Genomic DNA, 23791 nt, shown 5'->3' on the forward strand with positions numbered 1-23791 from the left:
ATACCATTCATCATGGCAAAGGCGAGGCCTTGGGATCAAAAAGCGATCATAGTTTTGTGTAGAGGCGAAATTGGCCTCCCCGCCGCTTCGCTCTGTCCCTTCCCACATGGCAGGGCCAGGCGCTAGCTCATCTATCCCAGAGAATTGCATGAACGTGCATTGATGGTGCACCGGTCCCGCCCTCCCCCCTTGTGGGTAGGGAGGCTGCGTAGCAGCAGGGAAGGGTCTATTCGAGGAATGCTAAAGCCACTCCGGAATGGAATCCAGTCCGATCAGCTCATCATAGGTCGTGCGCGGGCGCACCACATGGAACAGGTCGCCGTTCACCAGCACCTCTGGCACGAGAAGGCGGGTGTTGTATGTTCCCGCCTGCACGGCGCCATAGGCGCCCGCCGTCCCGATGGCGATCAGGTCGCCGGGTGCCGGGCGCGGCAAATCACGGTCAAGGCCGAGATAATCCCCGGTTTCGCAGACCGGACCGACCACATCCCCGCGGATGCGCGGAGCATTGGCGCCGGGCTCCTTGACTGGATGCATGATGTGGAACGCATCGTAGAGCGTCGGCCGGATAAGATCGTTCATCGCCGCATCGACGATGACGAAGTTCCTTGCGTCGCCTTCCTTGAGATAGATGACCTCGGTAACCAGAATTCCAGCGTTGCCGACGATGAGGCGGCCTGGCTCGAAGATGGTTTTCAGGCCCAGCGGCTTGATATGCTTCTGCACGATCTGCGCATAGGCGTCGGGAAGCGGCGGCGGGTTGTTATCGAAATGGTAGGGAATGCCAAGGCCGCCGCCGAGATCGACATGCTTGATGTCGTGACCGTCCGCCTGCAACTGCGCCACCAGTTCGGCCAGCAGCCTGAAAGCATTGTCGAACGGCTCGAGATCGGTGATCTGGCTGCCGATATGCATGTCGACGCCGGTGACCTTGAGGCCGGGCAGTAGGGAAGCACGCGCATAGATGGCGCTGGCCTTCGCCAGCGGAATTCCGAACTTGTTCTCGGATTTCCCCGTCGAGATCTTCTTGTGGGTCTTGGCATCGACATCCGGGTTGATGCGTAGCGATACCGGGGCGATTTTTCCGGCAGCAACGGCGCGCGCCGAGAGCATTTCTAGTTCCGGCTCGGATTCGACATTGAAACAATGGATCCCCGCGGCCAGGGCAAAATCCATCTCGCCCTGTTTCTTGCCGACGCCGGAAAAGACGATCTTGCCTGCAGGGATGCCTGCGGCGAGTGCCCGGCGCATTTCACCCTCCGAAACCACGTCGGCGCCCGAACCGAGGCGAGCCAGCGTCTTCAGGACGGCCTGGTTGGAATTGGCTTTCAGCGCATAGGCGACAAGCGTGTCCATGTCGGCGAATGCTGCCGAGAAAACCTTGAAATGCCGCTCGATCGTCGCCGTCGAATAGCAATAGAAGGGGGTTCCGACCGCCTTGGCGATATCGGGAATGCTGACGCCCTCAGCATGAAGGACGCCGTCTCTGTAGCCGAAATGATTCACTTATGTGCCTAGATCAATGGGTCGAGAATGAAGCGCTTGTCCTCAACGGGCGGTTTTACCGTCTTCGGCTCGCCGGGCATGGTCGTGACGGAGGCTGGCGGCAATTCCGGATCGCCTTTCCGGCCACATGCCGAAACAGCGCTTGCGATTGCAATCGACATCACAATTGTCGTCAAAAAAGAACGGCTCGTCATAAGTTTTATCCCGAATAGCGTTTACTCTGTCTAGCGTATGAAGGCGCGCTTTGCACCCCCATCGCCAACCGATTATGGTTTAGAGTTTCCCGAGGCGTTTTTGCCAGAACCTGATCTGGCGTCGTACCTCGCCCGGGGCGGTCCCCCCATAGGATTTTCTGCTGCGCACCGACTTGTCGATCGTCAGGTAGCCGAACACGGCATCCGTTATTCCGGGATGTATCGCCTGCATATCCTCGAGCGCCAGCTTGCCCAGGTCGACCTTCTGCCGCTCCGCCAGCGCCACCGCTCGTCCGGTTACGTGATGCGCCTCGCGGAAAGGCAGGCCAAGCTCGCGCACCAGCCAGTCTGCAAGGTCGGTCGCGGTGGAATAACCGGAACCCGCCGCCTTCTTCATCGCGGCGGTGTTGATGGTCATGTCACCGACCATGCCGGTCATCGCGGCGATGGCGAGTTCCAGCGTTTCCGCCGCATCGAAGACCGCTTCCTTGTCTTCCTGCATGTCCTTCGAATAGGTCAGCGGCAGGCCTTTCATCACGGTGAGCAGCCCGACGAGAGACCCGGTTATGCGGCCTGTCTTGGCACGTACGAGTTCCGCCGCATCCGGGTTCTTTTTCTGCGGCATGATCGACGAGCCCGTCGAGAAACTGTCGGACAGCCGCACGAAACCGAATTGCGGCGTCGACCAGATGACGATTTCCTCGGCAAGCCGTGACAGGTGCGTCGCGGTGATTGCGGCAGTCGAGAGAAATTCCAGCGCATAGTCGCGGTCCGAAACACTGTCGAGCGAATTGCGTGTCGGTTCCCGGAAGCCGAGCGCCTTGGCGGTCATGTGCCGGTCGATCGGAAAGCCGGTTCCTGCGAGGGCGGCAGCGCCCAGCGGCGATTCGTCCATGCGCTCGATAGCGTCCCTCACCCGGCTCAGATCGCGGCCGAACATTTCGACATAGGCCATGCAATGATGCCCGAACGTCACCGGCTGGGCCGTCTGCAGATGCGTGAACCCCGGCATCAAGGTCGTGGCATGCTCGGCGGCGCGTTTCAAGAAAGCTTCGATGAGCATTTTCAACGCTATCGCAGTTTTCTCGAACTCAGCCTTCACCCAAAGCCGGAAATCAACGGCAACCTGGTCATTGCGCGATCGGGCCGTGTGCAACCGGCCGGCCGGCGCACCGATCAATTCGGCCAGTCTCGACTCGATATTCATGTGAATGTCTTCGAGCTTGCGCGAAAAAATGAACTTTCCCGTCTCTATCTCTGACAATATCGTGTTCAGGCCCTTTGCGATCTTGTCGTGGTCGTCGCCTGAGATTATGCCGGTTTTCGCAAGCATGGCTGCATGGGCAAGCGAACCCTGGATGTCCTGGGCGTAGAGTTTCTGGTCGAAGCCGATGGAAGCGTTGATCTCTTCCATGATGGCGGCAGGACCGGAAGCAAAACGGCCTCCCCACATTTCATTGCTGTTCTTCTTGTCGGACATGAATTGCGCCTTGGGTGAGAAGCGAGACGGTGACAAATGACGGACGGCCACGAAATTCAGAAAACGCCACGGAGCGGCAGCAGGAAAATCATTCTCCTTGCAGGGCTCGCAGGCATCGTTGCCGGTGCGGTTGCGGTATACGTGATGGAGCGGCCCTCTGGCAATATTGTCGCCGGGACAAATCCGGCTGATCAATGCGCCATGAAAACTGCTGATGCCAGGAAGCTGGACAGCGCGGCAGTCGGTGCCGTTGCGGCCATGCGCGGCGCGGATACGCCCCAGTCGATGTCGGCCTTGACCTTCACCGCGCCCGACGGAAAGCCGGTTCGACTCGGCGACTTCAAGGGCAAGACGCTTCTCGTCAACCTGTGGGCGACATGGTGCGTGCCGTGCCGCGAGGAAATGCCTGCGCTCGATGCGCTGGAGACCAAGAAGGGCAGCGACAATTTTCAGGTCGTGACCATCAATATCGACACGGGCGACGACGAGAAGCCCAAGGCGTTTCTGAGCGAGATCGGCGTCAAGTCGTTGCAGCTATACCGCGATGCATCGATGGGCGTGTTCAACGATTTGAAGCGCAAGAATCTGGCCTTCGGCCTGCCTGTGACCATGCTCGTGGACAAGGATGGCTGCCAGATTGCGGCAATGAACGGGCCCGCGGACTGGTCCAGCGATGACGCCGCCCGTTTCGTCGAGACAGCGACGGGCCTCTAGGCTGCAGGACCTGTCTGCCTGGATTCACGTCGAGGCGAGACGAAAACGCTGATTCGCGCACCGGAGCACCGGGCAACGCTGTTTGCAGGCCGCATAGCGTGAATCACCGGTCAACCGCCGCGACGACCGCCTCCATCCAGTGGTCGCGGATTTTCATCTTGTGCATATGCTCCAGCGTACTGTGTACATAGTCCTCGTTGCGGCCGGATTGACCAACCGAGCCGCGCACGGCAGCCGCGGCCTCATCGACGGAGAGCGCACCGGCATATTGTACGTGGTTGCGATCCACGACATAGGTCAGCGCCTCCACCTTGCGCCCGTCCTCCAGCCTGATACCCAGTCGCCGCTCGATATAGACATGCGTGACCAATTCGCGCTCGCGCAGATAGGCGACCACCTCATCTTCAAGATCGCCTGGCACGCGAAACGCCATCCCGAGACAGGATCCGCCGCGGTCGAGCCCGAGAACCAGCCCTGGGCGCTCGGGGGTTCCGCGGTGCACATAGGATCGTACGCACAGCGCCCTGCGATAGCCATGCAGGCGCGCGTGCAGGGTCTCGACATGTGCAAAGCCGGGCTTCCACATCAGAGAGCCATAGCCAAAGACCCAAAAATCGCCCATATCCGTCCTGATAGATTTCTTTGATAGTGATTTGCCAGAAAGACCGTTCGAGATCGGCCCGGCGAGTCAACTGGTGTGGTTTTGTCGGGCCCGGAGCGCAGTGGACATCACGTCCATGAGCGCCGGAAACACAGAAAATCGCATCAGATGACCGCCGGGTTGGATTGTCAACTGACCGATAGCGAGACCAGCACGATGCCGTCAAGCACTGCCGACAATATCCGCAAGCCTTCAAGAGCGCCCCTTATCATCGGCGGACTTATTGTCCTTGCTGCCTTGCTGTACACTGCGGGCTGGTACTTCCTGGCCAATCAGCTCGAGAGCCGCGTTGCCACGAACATCGCAGCATTCAAGCAACAGGGGATCGATGCCATCTGCGAAAACGCCACTGCGAGCGGTTATCCCGTGCGCGTCGGTCTCGATTGCTCGAGGGTCGGCTGGGTCGATCAGGCCAAGGGCATATCGATAACCGCAGGCAGCTTGCGTTCCGCCGCCCGGATTTACGATCCCCTGCAGATCGCCAGCAGCGTCGAAGGTCCTGCTACAGTCAGCGTTCCGGGTGTTCCACCCCTCGACGTAAAATGGCACAGTCTCGCCACGAGCATACGCCTCGACAAACCGCTGCCCAAACACCTGTCCATCGAAGGCAGCAATGTCATGGTCAACGAGCGCGAAAAGCCTGGCGATCCTGCCGCGCTCGCTGTCATGCAGACCGGAAAACTGCAATTCGACGCCAGCGAGCCGCAGATGGACATCGCACTTGCCTTCGACAGGCTGAAGTTTGCAGACAACGTGGTCTTCAACCGGCCACTGCCGGAGTTGACCGGCGCTGCCGAGGTCCAGCTTGCCAATGGGTTCGCGCTTCTGGGGAAACCGGGGCGCGATCTTTCCGTTCTGCGCGGCCAGACCGGTACGCTTCGCAAGGTAGACGTAGCTTTTCAGGATGGCAGCGGGATCTCGATCTCCGGTCCGTTTTCCGTTGCCGATGACGGCCGCGTAAGTGGCGATTTCAAGGTCACCTTGCGCGATCCGGAGGGCGTCGCCAAGGTCATGCAGGCCATATTTCCTGAAGCAGACAACACGATCTCGACGGTCGTCCAGGCAATGGCGTTCGTCCCGAAGGATGAGAGCGGCGCGCCTACGCTCCCGATCACGGTCAAGAACGGCAAAATGTCGGTCGGGTTCATCAGTATCGGACGGCTGCCTGCGCTTTGATTTAAGAATACGGCATCAGTCGTCTTCAAACAGAAACCTTTCATAGTTCATCGCACTATTGAGGACACGCAAAACATTAACTGTTTCGCGACCTGCAATATAAAATATTGCATAGTTGCCATGAACCGCCCGTCGGATGCTTGTCCCCGCATGACGTGAGAGCAACGCGATGGCCTCGGGAAAATCCCCGATAGCCAGGCAACGGGCTTGAAGTTCGCTCATGAAGGTCAGTGCTCTCCGAGGATTGTCACCAGCAATTTAATCGCCGATCGCGAGCAAATCCTGGCGTGCTTCCTCTGTGAATTGAACCTTCAAAGGCCGCGTTCTTCCGCCATCTTGGTGTAGCGCGCTTTCAACTCGTCAAAGACATCTTGTATCGGCCGGACGCGGCCCGCCTCGACATCGGCCAACCCCCGCGCCAACGCAGCATCGAGTGCCTCCAAACGCCTCTCCCTCTCGTCAACGAGCCGGATACCTTCCCGCAGGACTTCGCTCTTCGAGTTGTACCGGCCGCTTTCAACCAGCCGATTGAGAACGGATTCCAGATTGCCAAGTTCGACGCTTTGAGCCATTTGCCGCACCTCCAATAACTACTATATGAAGCCTTGATAATAGTTATCAAGCAAAAATTGCCAATGAACCGCCCATTCGCTGTCACTTCGGCGGAACTGCTGCCTTTTGCCGTCCGAAGTCCGGCGCATCCACTTCCTGACCCGCGTCGATGATGCCGCGCCGCACGGCACGCGTCCGGGTAAAGAGGTCGAAAAGCGCGTCGCCGTCGCCCCAGCGGACCGATCGCTGCAACGAGGCGAGATCCTCGGAAAACCGCGACAGCATTTCAAGGATGGCATCCTTGTTGTGCAGGCACACATCGCGCCACATGGTGGGATCGGATGCCGCGAGACGGGTAAAATCGCGAAAGCCGGAAGCCGAATATTTGATGACCTCGGAATTCGTGACTTCTTCCAGATCGCTGGCCGTCCCGACGATATTGTAGGCGATCAGGTGGGGAAGATGCGAGACGATGGCGAGCACGCGGTCATGATGCACCGGGTCCATGGTGTCGAGCCGCGAACCGCAGACCTCCCAGAACCTCGTCAATCTGACGATAGCGTCCGGATCCGTTCCCTGCAGCGGCGTGAGGATACACCAGCGGTTGATGAACAGATCGGCGAAACCGGCATCGGGGCCGGAATATTCGGTTCCCGCCAGCGGATGCCCCGGAATGAAATGCACGTTGGCCGGTAGTTCCGGCTGCATCTGCGCAATCACCGAACTCTTGGTCGAACCCACGTCGGTGACGATCGCCCCCGGCTTCAGCGAACCGGCGATCTGCCGCGCCACTTCGCCGGACGATCCCACAGGCACCGAAACGATGACGAGATCGGCGCCCTTGGCGGCCTCGGCGGTGTCAAGCGTATAGCTGTCGCCAAGACCGAGTTCCCTGGCACGAGCCAATGTGCTTTCGCTGCGGGTGGAAATGACGATCTTGTCGGCAAGGCCCTCGCGCTTGATGACCCGCGCCAGCGACGAACCGATAAGGCCGATGCCGATCAGTGCGATTGTATCGAAATGAACTTTGGACATTTTCTGACCTGCTGATTCACTTAATGCTGTGTCGGAATTTCGTGTCAGGACGGGGCGAAAATGGTGGTTTTCGAGCACCGGAGCGCAGCGTACTTTAGGGTACGTGAGCACCGGAGCACAGAAAACGCCATTTGCAGCCCGTCATGGCACAAAACTCAACGAAGAAATTCGGAGAGTGCGGCGACCACGCCGCGATTGGCTTCTTCGGATCCGATGGTAAGGCGCAACGCGTTCGGAAATCCGTATCCCGTGACGCGGCGCAAGATATAGCCCTTGCTCGTAAGATAGGCATCGGCCGTCTCGGCCGACTTCGCGGCGTCGTCGGGGAAATGCACAAGCAGGAAATTTCCGACAGATGGCGTCACCCGCAGGCCAAGTGCCGTCAGTTGCTCGGTCAACCAGACACGCCATGTCTCGTTGAACGCGGCAGCCTCCGCGACATGCGCCCGGTCGCGGACAGCGGCAGTCCCGGCGAGAATGGCCGCCGAGTTCATGTTGAAAGGACCGCGTATCCTGTTGACCGCATCGATGACATGGACCGGTGCGAACATCCAGCCGATGCGAAGCGCCGCCAGCCCGTAAATCTTGGAAAAGGTCCGCGTCATCACAACGTTTTCAAAGGACGATACGAGTTCGACACCGGCTTCGTAGTCGTTGCGGCGCACATATTCAGCATAGGCAGCGTCGATGACCAGTAATACGTTCCGGGGCAGACCGTCGTGCAGGCGGCGCACTTCCTCGAAAGGCAGGTAGGTGCCAGTCGGGTTGTTCGGGTTGGCAAGGAAAACTATCTTCGTGCGCGGCGTGACCGCGCTCAGGATAGCGTCGGCCTCGGCCCGTTCATTGTTCTCCTTGGCGATGACCGGCGTTGCGCCTGCGGCCATGATGTAGTTTCTGTAGACCAGGAAACCATGTTCCGTGTAAATCGCCTCGTCCCCGGGCGAAAGGTAGGTCTGGCAAAGCAAACCGAGCAGTTCGTCGGAACCGTTGCCGCAAAGGATGTTCCCGGCATTGAGACGGTGCACTTCGGCGATCGCCTTCTTCAGCGCGGTTGCCTGGCCATCCGGGTAAATCTCAAGCTTGCCGGCAGCCTCGCGAAAGGCCTCGATAGCGTGTTTGCTGGCGCCAAGCGGCGTTTCATTGGCCGACAGCTTATGGACCTTGGCGACACCCGGTGCATGTTCCTTGCCGGGGACATAGGCAGCTACGTCGAGAATGCCGGCTTTGGGCGTTGGTCGCATGTCTTGTCGTGTCATTGTCATAATTCGTCGGGTCCGCAAGGGGCAAAAGCACCGTGCGGACATAACTGCCAATGGGATCAATGTCGAGAAAAATGCCGCGACCGGCGCAAATTCACGAAGAACCGTTCGTGAAGCGTACTGTCCCCTGACCGCCGCTTACCTCTCTGTCATCCTCGCCCACGGCACCCCTATAGCACCGCCTTCTCCGTCATCCTCGAGCCGGCCCCGTCCGGTTGTTCTCCGCATGAACACAGCCTCTCCGTCATCCTCTGAAACTCGACCTCTCCGGGTTATTCCCGGCCATAACACCACCCTCTCCCGTCATCCTCGGGCTTGACCCGAGGACCCCTAGGGCTACGCGCTTCATCTGGTTCAGGGGATGATGGAGGGCTGTGATTTCCTCTCCTCGACGGGGAGAAGGTGGCCCGAAGGGCCGGAGGAGAGGGCGAGAACCCCGACCGAACTGGCACGATCATTGCTTTGTCGATTGATGTGAGCCTGTGCGCATGAATCCGTGCGGGCGCATGACTATTTGCCATCCCATATTTTTTGTCTTTTCACGGTCGATTATTTCAAAGAATGCGACCTCCAGTTGAGGAATATTTACAATGACGCAGTGGTTGAAACCTCGCACGCGTTTCGCGTGCAAACTTGCACAAACAGCGTGCATATCGGCGCTGCTTGCTGCCGCTTTATCAGGCTGTAACGAGGACAAGACGCCGGTATCGGGCTCTACGTTCGATCCGGTGGCCACGACGGCGGTGGTCGAGACACCGAAGCTCGATCCGAAGGACGAGCCGGTCAAGGGAACCATAACCGTCGGCAAGCCGGCAGGCGATCCGGTCACGACGGGAGGCCTTGCCACCCCGCTGCCGGCAAAAGTCGGACGCTTCACCGAAATCGCGCCCGATACGGCAGGCGGGGCGACATTCCGCTCATCGCCGGAGATGGAGTATAACCTTGGCAACCTTGTTGCTTCGGAGGCCAAAGACCTGACCACTGGGAAGGACGACAATATCTTCATTGCACCGATCGCCGGCGGGTTGAATTTTCCTCAGCAGCCAATCAGCCCGCTTGCCACCAAAGGCCGCTTTCCAATCATCCTCTTCGAGCATGGCATGGGAGATACAGGGAGCTACAAGGGCTATGACTATCTGGCCCAGGAACTCGCCAGCCATGGCTATGTCGTCCTTTCGATAGACGCAGACGCCGCCAACGATGTTGATGAAAACGATGGTCAAGCACGGGCACAGCTGATTCTCGGCACGCTCGACCGGCTACGCCAGATCGACAAAAACGGGCAGGTCAATGAAGATGGGGATGCTGGCCCACTCGACGCGCTGAAGGGCAAGCTCGACTTCACCCGCATCGGCATCATGGGCCACTCGCGCGGCGGACAGGGCGTGTCCAGCGCAATCAAGTATGACGCAACACGGGTGGGTGTCAGTCCCAATGATCTCAAAGAGGCGGTGAAGGCAGACCCAGATTTCTTCCAAAGCAAATTTCCGGACCTCGCAGCCACTGTAACACCGGAAGTCAGCTATGAAGCGGCAGTGAAGGAAATACCGGCAAGCATTGATGAGGAGAAATTTAAGGCGGCCATTGTGAAATACAATGGAGCGTTTGACGCTAGCAGCATTGAGAGCATGAAAGCGACCTTGATCAGCGATCCCTCTGCCTTCGATAAGGCTTTCCCGGATTTGAAGACTGCAATCGTACCGGCGGTTCCAGCCGTGCCGGTGGTTGCTCCTGTGCCTGCCAGCCTCGACGACGAAAAGTTCAATAAGGCAATTGACAAGTACAATCTATTCTACGCTGCGGGCCGGGAAAGTGTAGCGCCTTACGACTTCAAGGGTGCGTTTATGCTGGCTCCAATGGACAATAACGGCAATCTCGGCGTCAATAATGTCCCGCTGGCGAACCTGCTGCCGCAATGCGATGGTGATGTGAACGATCTGGCAGGTGCCTCTTCTTTTGATCATAACCGCTATGGTGCCACCGCCGACATCGCGCCGCGCTATCAGATATTTGTCAAAGGTGCGAACCACGGCTACTACAATCGCGTGTGGGGAAAAGACAAGGACAGTACAGCTTACTGCGACACTCCTCCCGTCGGCAGCATGCGGCTCACCCGATCTGCTCAGGAAAGCAATGGCCTATTCCTCATCAACTCCTTCATGCGTTATCATGTGGGGGGCGAGCAAAAATTTGATGCTTATTGGAACGGCACGGCACAGTTGCCGGACGCCGTCTGCGAGTCGGGAGTTGGCCCCTGTGACGAGCGGGTTGTGCTGACAGTGCAAAAGGGAAGCAACCGGCGCAAGGTGATTGCGCGTTTCGAACGGGACGACAGTATCGAGCGCAACGAACGCGGTGGGAGCATCAAGTTCAGTGACTTCAACGCCATAGGCCGTTATCCAATGGTCTGGGGTGGAGGAGGCGCGCTCGATATCAGTGAGCCGGCTCGTCTGCCCGGTTTCGCCTATGACTATAACTCGGGTCGCGGCTTCCAGGTGGTTGCCGACCATGTTGAGCTCGTTTGGTCGAGCCCTAACCCTTCCATCGTCATCGACCTGAAGGGCCTGTCCGCGAGGCGCATGGATTCGCTGACCTTCCGCATCGGCGTGGTACGTCCCATGGGCCAGGAGGTACTGGTCACGCTGACTGACGGCGCGAACAGGCATGCAACACTGACGGCAAGCGACTTTTCCGATGCGCTCTACAATGGGCCGAGGAAAAAGGGGGAGGGCGTGCCGCTCAAGGACCATCCCGACGATGTAGCATTCGTCGGTCAAGCAAAAGGTCTCTTGAACATGGTCGCCATCCCGCTTGCCGCCTTCGAGGGTGTCGATACCAATAACCTCAAGGAGCTGAAACTCGTCTTCCCGAAAGAAAGCGGCAAGGTGGCGATTACCGATATCGAGCTTCAGAACCTTGGCCGGGACAAGCCGGCACAAAAGCTCGCCGGGAAATAGCCGGCCTTGACACTGCCTCCCTCCCCTTCCTGTCACCACAGCAAGGGGAGACTCTCCCGAGGGCCCGTTGAGATTCGCTTCTGACGGCTGCAAACGCCGGTTGCAGGCCGTCAGAGCGTGAATATCGGCGGTCGTGAAGCAAACAAATCATTGACTTTGCCGTGGCTGCCACCATACCTAGCCCGCACCCAAAATTGTGCAGCCAAAATCCGGTGTGATGATCAAAGCCAGCCGTCCATTCGCTAGAAAAGTTCAGCAAAGCCAGGAAGCGACAAATCCCCATAGCCCGGTGGTGGATTTTGGCGCTGACAAGCCGTTGCATCTGGACAGCGGTGTATCGCTTTCGCCGTTTCGGATCGCCTATCAGGCTTATGGCGAGCTTAATGCGGACAAGTCCAATGCGATCCTCGTCTGCCATGCGCTGACCGGCGACCAGCATGTGGCCAATGTCCATCCGGTAACCGGCAAGCCCGGCTGGTGGGAGCTCTTGATCGGGCCTGGCAAGCCGATCGACACGGATCGATATTTCGTCATCTGCTCGAATGTGCTCGGCGGATGTCTCGGCTCGACCGGCCCTGCCTCCATCAACCCCGAGACCGGCAAGCCTTACGCGCTGGACCTTCCGATCATCACGATCGCAGACATGGTGCGCGCACAGGCCATGCTGGTTGAACATTTCGGCATCGAGCAGTTGTTTGCCGTGATCGGCGGTTCCATGGGCGGCATGCAGGTTCTCGAATGGGCATCCAGCCATTCCGACAAGGTGTTTGCCGCCGTTGCAATCGCGACTGGTGCACGCCATTCGTCGCAGAATATCGCCTTCCATGAAGTGGGCCGCCAGGCGGTCATGGCGGACCCGGAGTGGAAGGAAGGCCGTTATCTCGAGGCCGGCACTGTCCCGCGCAAGGGGCTCTCGGTTGCCCGCATGGCCGCTCACATCACCTATCTGTCCGAGACGGCGCTGCACAACAAGTTCGGCCGTAATCTGCAGGATCGGCAGAACGTGACATTCGGGTTCGATGCCGATTTTCAGATCGAAAGCTATCTGCGCCATCAGGGCACGACATTCGTCGAGCGTTTCGATCCCAACTCCTACCTCTATATGACCCGGGCCATGGACTATTTCGATCTTGCCGCCGAGCATGGCGGCAGGCTGGCTGACGCCTTCGCGGGTTCGAAGACGCGGTTCTGCATCGTCTCGTTCACAAGCGACTGGCTCTTCCCCACCAGCGAAAGCCGGATGGTTGCGCATGCCTTGAATGCGGCGGGCGCATCGGTTTCCTTCGTCGAGATCGAGTCGGATCGCGGCCACGATTCGTTCCTGCTCGACGAGCCTGAAATGTTTTCCACGATCACCGGTTTCATCCGGTCTGCCGCTCGCGCCAGAGGCCTTGTGCCGTCATGAGCATCAACGTCCATCCCCGCGTCGATTTTGCCGTCATCGCCTCGCTGGTCGAACCCGGATCCCGTGTGCTCGATGTCGGCTGCGGCGATGGTGAATTGCTGGAGCTTCTGCAGACCACCAAGGACGTGGACGGGCGCGGTGTCGAACTCTCGCAAAAAGGCGTCAACGATTCGGTTGCGCGCGGACTTTCCGTCATCCAGGGCGATGCGGACAGCGATCTGAAATATTATCCGGATGGCGGTTTCGATTACGTGATCCTGTCCCAGACATTGCAGGCGACGCGCAATCCGAAAAATGTTCTCACCGAACTTCTGCGCATCGGCGAGAAGGCGATCGTGTCGTTTCCAAATTTCGGTCATTGGCGCGTGCGCGCTTCGCTCGCCCTCAACGGGCGGATGCCGGTGACGAAGGATCTTCCCTACAGCTGGTACGACACACCAAATATCCATTTTTGCACGATCAACGATTTCGTCGACATGACGAAGGAAGTCGGTGCTCAGGTCGAGTCAGCCGTCGCCCTGAATGCCTTGGGGGAACGTCTCGGATTCAACATGCCCTGGGGCTTCTGGAACCTCTTCGGCCAGCAAGCGGTATTTCTGCTCAAGAGCTAAACAAAATCGCGCAGGAGAAAAACCGAAACCCCGGCTTTTGAACGAGAAGTCGAACGTTTGGTTTCAAAACCGCCGATTTTGGCGCGAGAAACTCAACCCGCGCGGGAAATTTGGTTGCATCAACGCGAACTCGTGCTTGCGGTGCCTTGCGGCGCAAGGACCGGCACGAACACGCGGCGCGACGCGCGTTTGGCGACGGGCAGTCCCTGATAGATGCGTTTTTGCGCTTCGACGATCAAAACGCCAGAAAACATTGGCCAGAACCGCCTGCCTGCCCGCTCGAACAACGATGCCGGGCGCATCATCGATTTTCGCGAAGACGGCGGAAAGAACAGCGCTTCGCACCAGGGACCCGGCGTGAAATTCGCCTCCCTCAGCAGGCGGGTCAGCTGGCCCCGGCTATAGGGCCGGCCGCTTCCGAACGGCGTATGTTCGAACCTCGCCCACAGCCCGCGCCGGTTCGGAACGACGATGACGAGCCGGCCGTTGGGAGCAAGCGCCCGCCACATTTCCTTGAGCGTTTCGCGTGGATCTTCGGCATGTTCCAACGCATGGATCATCAGAATTCTGTCCACTGCCGAGTCGGGTAACGGCAATTCTTCTTCGAAAATCAACGCTGTAGCCGATGGCTCGGCTGGCGGCCAGCTCGCAGCGCCCTGTCCTGCCGGCATGAATGCGAACGTCCGCTCCGTATCGCCGCGGAAACGGTCGAGGTAAGGAACGGCGTAACCCAGACCGACGAGGCGCTCACCCGGCAGCTTCGGCCAGATCGGTGCCAATGCCATCGTAATGAAGCGCTCGGTCAGGCGGCCGAGAGTCGAGGCGTAGAATGAACGAAGATCGATTATGTCGAGATGCATGGGCGCAACGTAACATGGAAGATGAGAACATCAACAATCGGCTGAGTCATGGGTTGCGGCGCTGGCGCCAGCAGGACTATCGTGCGCCTCGAAAGAAAGAGAGAACGGCCATGTCCCCATTGCAGATAGAACAGTTCGCGGCGCGCAGTGATAATTTCGGCGTGCTGGTCCACGACCCCGAAACCGGTCTGACCGCGTCCATCGATGCCCCCGAGGAACAGCCAATTCTCGACGCGCTCAAGCGACGCGGCTGGAACCTTACTCATGTCTTCACAACTCACCATCACACGGATCACGTCGAAGCCAACCTCGCGCTCAAGAAGCGCTTCGGCGTGGAAATCATAGGGCCGGAGGACGAAAAATCGAAAATTCCGGGCTTGGACCGCGGCGTTGGCCATGGCGATCGCTTCAAGTTCGGCAGGTTTGATGTGGAGGTTATTTCCACGCCAGGGCACACTGCCGGCGAGATCTCGTTTCACATCCCCGCCGCCAAGGTCGTTTTCACTGGCGACACGCTGTTCTCGCTCGGCTGCGGGCGGCTTTTCGAGGGTACGCCTGTCACCATGTTCAAGTCGCTGCAGCGACTGCTCGCGCTGCCAAGTGAAACGGAGATCTATTGCGGCCACGAGTACAGCGAGAGCAATGCCCGCTTCGCCCTGACGATCGACCCGGAAAACTCGGCGCTCAAGGAACGAGCCAGGCAGATCAACACGTTGCGGGAAGCGGGTCTGCCCACATTGCCGACAACACTCATGCGTGAGATGGCGACCAATCCGTTTCTCCGCTGGCACGATGCGGCAATTCGCAAGAATCTGAACATGGAAGATGCAACCGACGAGGCGGTCTTTGCTGAGATTCGTAAACGCAAGGACAATTTCTGATCATGCTGACCGCAGAGGATATTCGCCGACACCTTGGACTTGAGCCCCATCCGGAAGGCGGCTCTTATGTCCAAACTTTCCGCGACAACCAAGGCGACTGGCCACAGGGCGGTCGCGGTTATTCCACGGCCATCTACTTTCTTCTTGAGGAAGGCCAAGTTTCGGCCTGGCACCGTGTCAGGGATGCCGCCGAGGTTTGGCACTGGTATGGTGGAGCGCCTTTGCTCTTGACGATTGCCTCCCAGGGATCACCGCAGGAATCTCACACGCTCGGGCTTGACCTCGCGCAAGGACAGCGCCCGCAAGCTGTTGTTCCGGCAGGACAATGGCAAACTGCCAGGAGCCTTGGCGAATGGACCCTTGTCGGCTGCACGGTCGCACCTGGATTTGATTTCGCTCAGTTCGAGATGGCAGAACCTGGCTGGGAACCCTGACGGCGTCTGAAGAGCATGTCTTTGGCGGCGATGACCGCACCCAGTGTAATCAAGAGACAAGCCAGCGTCACGCGCTCCGTCGGCTCCGTCACGCCCGCGATGATCAGCACGAGCGTCGAAAGCAACGGCGCCGCATAGCTGGCAGCGCCAAGTACCTGTATATTGCCGCGCTTGACGCCGTAGTCCCAGACGTAGAAGGCCGCTCCTACTGGAAAGAGACCGAGGCCGAGCACGGCGAGCCACTGAACGGACCCTTCCGGCCAGACCGTCTGCTCGAGCAACAGGTGCGAAATCAGCGAGAATATCGACGTAGCTATACAAAAGCCGGTCACAGCGTCCGTGGGGACTTCAGAAAAACGCCGCGAAAGCAATGAATAAGCCGCCCAGGTCAGGGCGCAAAGCCCCGCCATCGCGTAGCCGAAGGCGAACCGCGGATCGAACCCGGGGCCGCCGCCTTTCGTTATGATCAGCACTGTCCCAGCCAAGCCCAGAACTGTGCCGAGAACGTGGAACCAGCGGAGCTTTTCGCCCGGCATCAGCGCGGAGCCGACCACGATGAACAACGGCCACAGGTAGGCGATGAGGCTCGCGTCGACAGCCGGTGCGTTGCGCAAGGCTGTAAAATAGAGGAAGTGATAGCCGAATAGCCCGGCAACACCGAGCAGCCAGACCTTTGCGGGCTGGCGCAGATGCCGCGCAGCGCCCGGACGCCAGAGCCACGAGACCACCCCGAGACACGCTCCGATCGCAAACGTCATGGCGGTCAGCTGAAATGGTGGAACTTTCCCCGAAATATCAGTGAAAAGCGCGAGCATCGCCCACATGATAATCGCAAGAAAACCAATGAACGTAGCCAAACAGCACCCCGGGTTCGAAGGCGGCTATCTGGCCGCGTCTATTGCGTCTTTTCAAAACGGGTTGCGTAAACAGTCACCGTCCCGATCTGCGTGCCGATCTTCGCCTGCACCGGCGAATAGATAGCGGAGTTGCCAAGAGATGCAAAGGTGAGACTGATCTTGCTGGAGTTCTTCAGGTATTCGATGGCTTTCCGACCTGCCTGGAAGCCCGCGAGGGGGACGAACTTGGCTGAGCACGTGATAGCGTTTCCCTTGAAACCTTTGGTCGCGAAAGGCCGTGCCCTGCCGGAAGGAGAAAGTTTCAGATCAACGCGCGTCTGGCCATCGAACAGGTGCAACGTCTGGCGGCAGACCTGATCAAGACTGTCTGCTGCCACCATCACCCCCGAAATGGGATCGGCGACCGATCTAAGATCAGCAGGTTTCAAGTCTACCCAATTGTTCTTCTTTTTAATCGGAGGCACATTGACAGCATTCGTCACATTGCCGTCCGCAAAGGCGATCGATGTGCTCTTGTCGCGGTTCCCGTGCCGGTATTTTACCGCATAGTGAGTCGGCATGGGACCAGTGTTGGCGAATCGGCCGGCAACATCGAGCCTGCCGCTCGTGTCGTCGAACAGGCTGGCCAGACCCGAGCTGGAAAGAGACCCGACAACCTTATAAGTCCGGTCATCGGAAACATCGGTTGAAAAACTTGCCTTGGCGATCGACAGGCCGAAAAGCGAGACACGATAATCTGTTTGATAGGACTGAGCGCCCTGCGCTGAACATGTCCCCAGCATCAGCGTAGTGAGCGGCATTAACATGAATGTGCGGATGGCATACTGCTTCTTGGCTTCCATTTTCGTCATTCTCGTCCGAAGCATCCCTGCAATCATTGTTCGAGCGCACAAAGCAGGCAAAGTTGTGATAAACATTGCAAAGCTGGCGTGCATTATACAAAACCGGCGTCAAACATGGTATATGTGCACTTGACGCGCACGACCCATATCACTATAGAAACGCGACTTCCCAATAGGCCGCCCGTCCGATAAGCGAGCCGCTGCACGGCGACGTGCGATGGTAGCAGGAAATATCCGGACACAGGCGAATGAAAAAATTAAAGGTGAGACCAGATGTCCCGCACATGTGAATTGACCGCTAAGTCGGTACAGTATGGTAACAATGTGAGCCACGCGAACAACAGGACGCGCCGCCGCTTCTTGCCGAATCTTTGCCATGTCACGCTTATCTCCGAAGCACTCGGGCAGAGCTATCGTCTTCGTGTATCGGCACATGCATTGCGCACCGTTGAGCATCGCGGTGGTTTGGACGCATTTCTGGTCAAGGCTGACGAGAAGGAGCTGTCGCAGCGCGCTCGCCTCCTGAAGCGCCAAATCGCCAAGAAGCTTCTCGAAGCTCCTGTCGCTGCTTGATCAGCAATCCCGTCCGTTTCTAGTCGTCAGGGCCAGCACATGCTGGCCAAGAGCTGGTTCCATTACCCAGGATAAAAAAATGTCGCTGCAACGCGCCTATAGCTTTTCAGACTTCATTCTTCCCGTTCTGGCCATGTGCGCGGTGGTTGCCGCATCGAACATCCTGGTTCAGTATCCTTTCAATCATTTTGGAATGGGGGACATACTTACCTATGGCGCCTTCACCTATCCCATAGCATTTCTGGTCAACGATCTTGCAAACCGCACATTCGGCCCGGCATTTGCGCGCAGGGTCGTCTACGCCGGGTTCACTATTGCCGTCATTCTGTCGATCTGGCTTGCCACACCACGCATCGCAATCGCTTCCGGCACTGCGTTCCTGACAGCCCAGCTCCTTGACATCACTGTATTCAACAAGTTGCGCCAATTGACCTGGTGGAAAGCGCCTTTCGCCTCGGCCATCTTCGGTTCACTTCTCGACACGCTCCTGTTTTTTTCGATCGCTTTTGCCGCAAACTTCGCCTGGATCGACGCCGCCACAGGACACGCCGACTCGTCGCTTGCCATGCTGGTGCCTTTCTTTGGCAGGGAAATTCCCTTGTGGATGTCGCTTGGCATCGGCGATCTGATGGTCAAGATGTTCATGGCTGTCGTGATGCTCGTGCCGTATGGGGCCATCCTCGCGATTTTCGCGCCTGCTATCTACTCGGCAAGCCGGAATTCCAGATAAAGATTCCGCTGCACGATAGAGTGGTTGTCGTCTGACACGAGTGAAAGTCGGGTAGAACCGTCATCCGCCTGCCAAACGTCAAGTCCCTCCATGTTGTCTATCTGGTCGCGCATGTCGGCGTGCAGGATGAACGGGCCATCTACCGTTGCGCCCGGCCTGATATCTCCTGCAGCGATCCGCCGTATTCTAAGGACCACGCCGCTTGCCATGCTGAAGCGGCGCTCAAGTAGCAGCAAGTCGCCGTTGGGGAGGAAATCCCCATCGCTGACGTCGAAGTCATCCAGTCGTTTGACGAAGAAGACACCTTTCTGCGGCCCCTCCAATATGGCGCCAAACATATCTCCGGCCCTGTTGATGCTTTTTTCAGTCACGGCAACGCGCGCGCCGCGCAGCGGGCTTGACGCTGGCGCCACGGCAACAGCTTCGAGGCCACGATTGTTTCGCAGCTCGTCACGCGGGATGGGTAGGGGAATATTCTTTGGCGTCGAAGCGAAGTTCTCAACGTCCAACCGATATTCTTCAATTCGGTGAATGCGTTCGAACGAGACTGTAACGGTATCGCCGGAAACACTCATCCCTTCGGCATCGGAGTTCCACTTGCCCTCGACGGGAATACCCTGGTCGCTCTGAATCGGCGCCAACCGGAAATTTGCAATCGATGCAGGCCTGCCCTTCTCGTCGCGCTGCATTGTGCCGGCATACCAGAAGCCTGTATCAGTGACGCCAAGAAATCTGCTCCCGGAATCGAGGTAGCGAAAGGCGGAGAGCCCGCCAAAATCGGAACTTGCAGAGGCCATTTCCAGACCGCCGACGAATTCCAGCGCACCGAATTGCTTCGCCGAAGATCCAATACGAAAATTCGAGATAACACGGCAGCCTATGATCGCAGGCGAAACACCCTCGCTCTCTTCTGCCACAGTTGGAAAGGCACCGATGATTGTAAGGCAAACTGCTGCGCGCCGAAGAACCTGCGCGGTTAGGCTCATGCTATCGCCGCGCCGATTTTTTTGGGCTCGAGCGCTCCGGTTCTTCAAATAGCGAAGCCAGCTGTTCCGTCATGGCACCGGCAAGCTCCTCTGCATCGACGATGGTGACAGCGCGGCGATAGTACCGGGTCACATCATGACCGATACCAATGGCGATCAACTCAACCGGCGAACGTGTTTCGATTTCCTCGATCACGGCGCGCAAATGCCGCTCCAGATAGTTGCCCGGATTGACGGACAGCGTGCTGTCATCGACCGGAGCTCCATCCGAGATCATCATCAGGATGCGCCGCTGCTCGGGACGACCAAGCAGCCGCTGGTGCGCCCATATCAGCGCCTCACCGTCAATATTCTCCTTCAGGAGGCCTTCCCGCATCATCAATCCAAGATTGCGCCGCGAGCGCCGCCATGGGGCGTCAGCACGCTTGTAGACAATGTGGCGCAGATCGTTGAGACGACCGGGATTGGCGGGTTTGCCGCGCTCCAACCAGGCTTCACGCGCCTGACCGCCCTTCCAGGCCTTTGTGGTGAACCCGAGAATTTCAACCTTCACACCACAGCGCTCCAGCGTTCTCGCCAGAATATCCGCGCATGTAGCCGCAACTGTAATAGGCCTTCCGCGCATTGAACCGGAGTTGTCGATCAGGAGAGTGACCACAGTGTCGCGGAAGTCTGTGTCGCGCTCCTGCTTGTAGGAAAGCGGTTGTGTCGGATCTATCACAATGCGCACAAGACGGGCGCTGTCGAGGTAGCCCTCTTCCAGATCGAAATCCCACGAGCGGTTTTGCTGTGCCATAAGACGGCGTTGCAGCTTGTTTGCCAGGCGTCCAACGACGGCGGAAAGATTGGCGAGCTGCTTGTCGAGGAAAGCCCGCAAGCGTTCCAGTTCGGCCTCGTCGCAGAGCTCTTCCGCGTCTGTCGTTTCGTCGAACTCCTGCGTGAAAATCTTGTATCCGCTTTCACTGCCGAGATTGGAGAAAGGCTGGTTGGGGCGGCGCGCCTCGCCAGGGATCTCCGCATCCGCGTCTGAATCTTCATCCATATCATCGGACGATGCATCGGCGGCTTCGGTTTCGCCGGACTGGCTGTCGTCGCTCGAAGTATCGGATTCATCATTCTCGGACGCGTCACTGCCTTCGTTCTCGTCCGACCCGCCTTCGTTGTTTTCTTCAGGTTCGGGCGAGTCTTCGTTGTCGTTCTGGCTGTCGTCTTCCTGGCTCTCCTGCGCAAGCTCTTCGGCCATCTCCATGGAAGCCAGCATTTCACGCACCACCCGAGCAAATGCGTTCTGATCGTTTATCTTGGCACCGAGATGATCGAGATCGTCCGAAGCTTTTTCCTCGATCCAGTCACGCCACAGGTCAAGCACGTTGCCGGCTGATACCGGAGCCTTGCGGCCGGTCAGCTTCTCACGGACCAGCAGTGCCACTGCTTCTTCCAGGGGGGCTTCTGCTTTATCCGTTATTGCGGGGAAATTGGCACGGGCATATTTGTCTGACAGCATCGAGGTCAGGTTCTCGGCGACGCCATCCATACGCAGTGCGCCGATAGCCTCCACACGGGCCTGCTCGACGGCGTCGAAGATCGCCCTCGCCTGTTTGCCTTCGGGCGCCAGCGTCGCGTGAATACGATCATTGTGGCAAGCTTTGCGCAGCGCCATCGAATCGCCTAGGCCGCGCGTGACAGCAACGTCATTGGCCGTCGGCCGTTTGGGCAAATCGGGGAGCCGCGCACGATGGCCTGTCAGCGCCGGCTTGTCATTACCGAAGCCGACTTCCATCTCATGGTCACCGGCAATTGCGCGCATGCACGCGGTGAGCGCGCGCTTGAAAGGCTCGGCATCAACCGGCCCTTTCGGGTTTGCACGTGAATTGTCTCCCGGGCCCGCCATCTGACCGGACGCTCAGCCAATGACTACATTGGCTGTGGACTCTGGCAGTTCCTTGCCGAAGGCCCGCTGATAGAACTCGGCAACGAGCGGGCGTTCCAGTTCGTCGCACTTATTGAGGAAGGTCAGGCGGAAGGCAAAACCCACATCCTTGAAGATATCGGCGTTTTCCGCCCATGTGATCACAGTGCGCGGGCTCATGACAGTCGACAGGTCGCCATTGATGAACGCAGCGCGCGTCATATCGGCAACGCGCACCATCTTCGAGACGATCTCCTTGCCTTCCTTGTTCTGATAGTGCTTGGCCTTGGCCGCAACGATGGCTGCCTCGTTGTCGTGCGGCAGGTAGTTGAGCGTCGTCACGATGGACCAGCGGTCCATCTGAGCCTGGTTGATCTGTTGCGTTCCATGGTAAAGGCCCGTCGTATCACCAAGGCCAACCGTGTTTGCCGTTGCGAACAGGCGAAACGCCGGGTGTGGGCGGATAACGCGGCTCTGATCCAGCAACGTCAGACGGCCCGATGATTCGAGCACCCGCTGAATGACGAACATTACATCCGGACGCCCGGCATCGTACTCATCGAACACCAGGGCGACGTTGTGCTGGTAGGCCCACGGCAGAATGCCATCCCGAAATTCGGTAATCTGCATACCTTCCTTGACGACGATCGCGTCCTTGCCGACAAGGTCGATGCGGCTGACGTGGCTGTCGAGGTTGACACGCACGCAGGGCCAGTTCAGCCGCGCCGCGACCTGCTCGATATGGGTCGACTTTCCAGTACCATGGTAACCGGAAACCATGACGCGGCGGTTGAAGGCGAAACCCGCGAGGATGGCCAGCGTCGTTTGTTTGTCGAACAGATAGTCCGTATCGATTTCCGGCACGTAGGCGTCGCCCGCCTTATAGGCAGGAACCATCATATCGGTGTCAAAACCAAACAACTTCGCAGCAGAAACCGTTGTATCCGGCAAATTCGCAATATCGCGATCAACCTTATTCATCATGCCTCCAGCGCGACTGCACGCGCAGACGCATAAAGATAGTTTGGAACCCCGCTGTGAGGTCCCGAATTCGGCTCAATAACGCGTTAGCAGAAACCAGCGGCTTTGAGCAATTGATAGGCCTGGATTACGTCACGGAAACGATCCTCGGAAGCCCTGTCACCGCCGTTAGCATCGGGGTGATGGATCTTCACAAGTTCCTTATAGCGCGACTTTATGTCTTCGCCAGTGGCTTTTGCGCCAAGCCCGAGCGTATCCAGTGCTTTCGACTCCAATGGCTTGAGCTTGCGGACATGCACCCGAGCCTCATTGAAAACGCTATTGGGGTCACGAAACCTGTTCTGATATGCCGCGCGACCCGAACGCAATTTCGAGAAATCGGGAGACGTCTTGGCGCTGGCGCTCGCTTGAGCGCGGGTACTGGCGCTGGCTCCCGCCCCGCTTCCGGGCAACCCGGCGACAGTCCAGGTCGGGCGGTCACCTGTCAGCGCTTCCTTCTGGTAGCGCGCGACCTCGGCGTCCGAGAGGCCGGAGAAATAATTGTAACCTTTGTTATACTCGCGCACATGGTCGATGCAGAAATGGAAGAACTCGCCTTCCTTCTCCCGGCCAACGGGCGCACGATGCGGACCGGGCTTGTCGCAACCATCCCACTGGCAGACGGGCGTGCGCGATTTCTCCTCGTCCGCCTTTTTCGGGCGGATGCGGATGCTGTCAAAATATTTCGAACTAGAGGTCATTGAATCAGAATCATCAACGGATCGGTTTGTGGAACAAGAATTGACATTTACCCATGGATCGACCTAACGCCTGAAATGGCGGTAAATTTGTGATCATGAATGGATTTGCCAAGTGAAACTACCATATGGGCGCGGGAGAACGAAATGTCCACTCAGTCAGTGATCGAAAACAAACTGATGCAGGCTTTTCATCCTGTTTCGTTGGCAGTCATCAATGAAAGCCATCTGCATGCGGGCCACCATCATTCTGACGGGAACCATCATGGCACATTTGACGGTTCAGGCGAAACGCATTTTCGTGTGCGGATTGTCGCGGAAGCCTTCGCCGGCCTGTCGCGTGTGGCGCGTCACCGGGCCATCAATGAAGTGTTGCAGGAAGAGCTGAAGGGCAGCGTCCATGCGCTGGCACTTGAACCCGCGGCGCCGGGAGAGGCAACCCGCGGGTAGC

At 58.2% G+C, this 23791-nt stretch carries 25 protein-coding genes; 10 read left to right on the forward strand and 15 right to left on the reverse strand.

The genetic code is table 11. The features are described 5' to 3' along the window. Positions 1–240: 240 nt before the first annotated feature. The 3 genes from lysA to argH form a co-directional block, all read right to left on the reverse strand. The gene (gene lysA, locus CU100_RS23350; RefSeq protein ID WP_106719045.1) at positions 241–1506 is read right to left on the reverse strand and encodes a diaminopimelate decarboxylase; all 1266 of its coding nucleotides are present in this window, start codon (positions 1504–1506) and stop codon (positions 241–243) included. A gap of 8 nt (positions 1507–1514) precedes the next feature. Beyond that, a complete protein-coding gene (gene lptM / locus CU100_RS23355) occupies positions 1515–1700 on the reverse strand; it encodes an LPS translocon maturation chaperone LptM (protein ID WP_106719046.1) in 186 nt (61 codons plus the stop codon). Between the two features lie 79 nt (positions 1701–1779). Continuing rightward, positions 1780–3180, reverse strand: coding sequence for an argininosuccinate lyase (gene argH / locus CU100_RS23360; RefSeq protein WP_106719047.1), 1401 nt, complete (start codon positions 3178–3180; stop codon positions 1780–1782). A gap of 36 nt (positions 3181–3216) precedes the next feature. On the opposite strand from argH, the gene tlpA reads away from it, so the two are divergent. Next, positions 3217–3894, forward strand: coding sequence for a thiol:disulfide interchange protein TlpA (gene tlpA, locus CU100_RS23365; RefSeq protein ID WP_106719048.1), 678 nt, complete (start codon positions 3217–3219; stop codon positions 3892–3894). A 103-nt stretch (positions 3895–3997) separates the two neighbouring features. Here tlpA and CU100_RS23370 read toward each other — a convergent pair whose 3' ends face one another. Beyond that, entirely contained in the window at positions 3998–4516 is a 519-nt protein-coding gene (locus tag CU100_RS23370) for a gamma-glutamylcyclotransferase (RefSeq protein WP_106719049.1), read from the reverse strand. A 147-nt stretch (positions 4517–4663) separates the two neighbouring features. Between CU100_RS23370 and CU100_RS23375 the strand changes: the two genes are divergently transcribed. After that, positions 4664–5731 carry a DUF2125 domain-containing protein gene (locus CU100_RS23375; RefSeq protein WP_106719050.1) on the forward strand — a complete coding sequence of 356 codons (1068 nt, stop codon included), beginning with the start codon at positions 4664–4666 and terminating at the stop codon, positions 5729–5731. A gap of 15 nt (positions 5732–5746) precedes the next feature. On the opposite strand, the gene CU100_RS23380 is transcribed toward CU100_RS23375, so the two are convergent. The 4 genes from CU100_RS23380 to hisC form a co-directional block, all read right to left on the reverse strand. After that, entirely contained in the window at positions 5747–5989 is a 243-nt protein-coding gene (locus tag CU100_RS23380) for a type II toxin-antitoxin system RelE/ParE family toxin (protein ID WP_280951633.1), read from the reverse strand. Positions 5990–6042: 53 nt separating this feature from the next. Beyond that, a complete protein-coding gene (locus tag CU100_RS23385) occupies positions 6043–6303 on the reverse strand; it encodes a type II toxin-antitoxin system ParD family antitoxin (RefSeq protein WP_106719052.1) in 261 nt (86 codons plus the stop codon). Positions 6304–6385: 82 nt separating this feature from the next. Continuing rightward, entirely contained in the window at positions 6386–7318 is a 933-nt protein-coding gene (locus CU100_RS23390) for a prephenate/arogenate dehydrogenase family protein (protein ID WP_106719053.1), read from the reverse strand. A gap of 155 nt (positions 7319–7473) precedes the next feature. Then, positions 7474–8574, reverse strand: a complete 1101-nt coding sequence (gene hisC, locus CU100_RS23395) for a histidinol-phosphate transaminase (RefSeq protein ID WP_407070373.1) — start codon at positions 8572–8574, stop codon at positions 7474–7476. Between the two features lie 593 nt (positions 8575–9167). Here hisC and CU100_RS23400 point away from each other — a divergent pair. The 3 genes from CU100_RS23400 (at position 9168) to metW (ending at position 13550) form a co-directional block, all read left to right on the forward strand. Continuing rightward, positions 9168–11534: an alpha/beta hydrolase family protein gene (locus CU100_RS23400; protein WP_146141896.1), complete on the forward strand. Its 2367-nt coding sequence runs from the start codon at positions 9168–9170 to the stop codon at positions 11532–11534. 217 nt (positions 11535–11751) lie between these two features. Further along, positions 11752–12939 carry a homoserine O-acetyltransferase MetX gene (gene metX / locus CU100_RS23405; RefSeq protein WP_106719055.1) on the forward strand — a complete coding sequence of 396 codons (1188 nt, stop codon included), beginning with the start codon at positions 11752–11754 and terminating at the stop codon, positions 12937–12939. Then, positions 12936–13550 (forward strand): methionine biosynthesis protein MetW, encoded by a 615-nt coding sequence (gene metW, locus CU100_RS23410; protein ID WP_106719056.1) that lies wholly within the window; start codon positions 12936–12938, stop codon positions 13548–13550. Before metX ends, metW begins: the two co-directional genes overlap by 4 nt. Positions 13551–13669: 119 nt before the next feature. Here the strand turns inward: metW and CU100_RS23415 are convergent, their stop codons facing one another. Continuing rightward, complete coding sequence (locus CU100_RS23415) at positions 13670–14410, reverse strand: class I SAM-dependent methyltransferase (protein ID WP_106719057.1); 741 nt, start codon at positions 14408–14410, stop codon at positions 13670–13672. Between the two features lie 110 nt (positions 14411–14520). On the opposite strand from CU100_RS23415, the gene gloB reads away from it, so the two are divergent. After that, positions 14521–15291, forward strand: a complete 771-nt coding sequence (gene gloB / locus CU100_RS23420) for a hydroxyacylglutathione hydrolase (RefSeq protein ID WP_106719225.1) — start codon at positions 14521–14523, stop codon at positions 15289–15291. A 2-nt stretch (positions 15292–15293) separates the two neighbouring features. Next, positions 15294–15725 (forward strand): cupin domain-containing protein, encoded by a 432-nt coding sequence (locus tag CU100_RS23425; RefSeq protein WP_106719058.1) that lies wholly within the window; start codon positions 15294–15296, stop codon positions 15723–15725. Here the strand turns inward: CU100_RS23425 and yddG are convergent. Then, complete coding sequence (yddG, locus tag CU100_RS23430) at positions 15689–16582, reverse strand: aromatic amino acid exporter YddG (RefSeq protein ID WP_106719059.1); 894 nt, start codon at positions 16580–16582, stop codon at positions 15689–15691. The two genes, CU100_RS23425 and yddG, sit on opposite strands and share 37 nt — an antisense overlap. A gap of 38 nt (positions 16583–16620) precedes the next feature. Further along, positions 16621–17433, reverse strand: coding sequence for a DUF3108 domain-containing protein (locus tag CU100_RS23435; protein ID WP_245419213.1), 813 nt, complete (start codon positions 17431–17433; stop codon positions 16621–16623). Positions 17434–17697: 264 nt separating this feature from the next. Between CU100_RS23435 and rpmB the strand changes: the two genes are divergently transcribed. After that, positions 17698–17997, forward strand: coding sequence for a 50S ribosomal protein L28 (gene rpmB, locus CU100_RS23440; protein ID WP_106719061.1), 300 nt, complete (start codon positions 17698–17700; stop codon positions 17995–17997). 79 nt (positions 17998–18076) lie between these two features. Then, positions 18077–18727, forward strand: coding sequence for a queuosine precursor transporter (locus CU100_RS23445; protein WP_106719062.1), 651 nt, complete (start codon positions 18077–18079; stop codon positions 18725–18727). On the opposite strand, the gene CU100_RS23450 is transcribed toward CU100_RS23445, so the two are convergent. The 4 genes from CU100_RS23450 to CU100_RS23465 form a co-directional block, all read right to left on the reverse strand. Beyond that, positions 18700–19713 carry an esterase-like activity of phytase family protein gene (locus CU100_RS23450; RefSeq protein WP_106719063.1) on the reverse strand — a complete coding sequence of 338 codons (1014 nt, stop codon included), beginning with the start codon at positions 19711–19713 and terminating at the stop codon, positions 18700–18702. The genes CU100_RS23445 and CU100_RS23450 overlap by 28 nt on opposite strands. Position 19714: 1 nt before the next feature. Continuing rightward, on the reverse strand, positions 19715–21604 hold the full coding sequence (cobT, locus tag CU100_RS23455; protein WP_106719064.1) for a cobaltochelatase subunit CobT: 1890 nt from the start codon (positions 21602–21604) through the stop codon (positions 19715–19717). A gap of 12 nt (positions 21605–21616) precedes the next feature. Beyond that, a complete protein-coding gene (cobS, locus tag CU100_RS23460; RefSeq protein WP_106719065.1) occupies positions 21617–22603 on the reverse strand; it encodes a cobaltochelatase subunit CobS in 987 nt (328 codons plus the stop codon). A gap of 86 nt (positions 22604–22689) precedes the next feature. Continuing rightward, complete coding sequence (locus tag CU100_RS23465; RefSeq protein WP_106719066.1) at positions 22690–23343, reverse strand: J domain-containing protein; 654 nt, start codon at positions 23341–23343, stop codon at positions 22690–22692. A 144-nt stretch (positions 23344–23487) separates the two neighbouring features. Here CU100_RS23465 and CU100_RS23470 point away from each other — a divergent pair, with 144 nt between their 5' ends. Beyond that, positions 23488–23790 carry a BolA family protein gene (locus CU100_RS23470; RefSeq protein ID WP_106719067.1) on the forward strand — a complete coding sequence of 101 codons (303 nt, stop codon included), beginning with the start codon at positions 23488–23490 and terminating at the stop codon, positions 23788–23790. Position 23791: the final 1 nt, after the last annotated feature.

Origin of the sequence: Phyllobacterium endophyticum, from assembly GCF_003010935.1 — a bacterium.
GTDB classification, from domain to species: domain Bacteria; phylum Pseudomonadota; class Alphaproteobacteria; order Rhizobiales; family Rhizobiaceae; genus Phyllobacterium; species Phyllobacterium endophyticum.